This is a genomic window from Vibrio sp. 10N.261.52.A1, assembly GCF_002876325.1.
In the GTDB taxonomy this organism is placed as follows: domain Bacteria; phylum Pseudomonadota; class Gammaproteobacteria; order Enterobacterales; family Vibrionaceae; genus Vibrio; species Vibrio chagasii.
Window position 1 is genome coordinate 1 of the sequence record NZ_MCYD01000007.1, and the last position, 525, is coordinate 525.

Annotated in this window: 1 pseudogene; it reads right to left on the bottom strand. The window is 41.9% G+C overall.

Going from position 1 to position 525, the window contains the following annotated elements:
• Window positions 1-459 (bottom strand): annotated as a pseudogene (locus BCT81_RS00125) (methyl-accepting chemotaxis protein); the annotation flags it as partial.
• Between the last annotated feature and the right edge of the window lie 66 nt (window positions 460-525).

Sequence of the window (525 nt, forward strand, 5' to 3'; positions counted from 1 at the left end):
TCCGTTCTCGGTGACTGGATCGGTCAGTGTAACCACAAGTGCCTGCATCGTAACGCTTACATACGGCTTGGTTGTGACGGCTTTGTTTTGAGCTAACGTCTCTTTATACCAGCCACGAACTCTTGGGTCGTACCCTGCTTTATTGAGAGAAGGATCATGACGGAACATCTCCCCGTCTTTATTGCCGTAATAACTCAATCCAAAGCCACCAGATACAAGGGTTTGACGTAAATGCGGGACGATATCTAATGAAGGGTTAAGTTGAACTTGTTGTTGAAGACCATGTACGGCTTGTTTCTTGTCGTAAAACCAATCACTGATCCCTTTTGCATGGGCGTTCAGCGTGTTACGACTTTCACTCTCTATAGCCTGCCAGCTGTTACTTTGAAACGTCTTATAACCCATAAAAAGAAGAATTGCGGATGTAAAAGCAATCGCCAAAACTACAGAGAAAACCATTTTCCTCTTTAGACTAAATTGCATATTAAGAACCTCTTATAGAACAATTAAAGAAATATAAAGAGA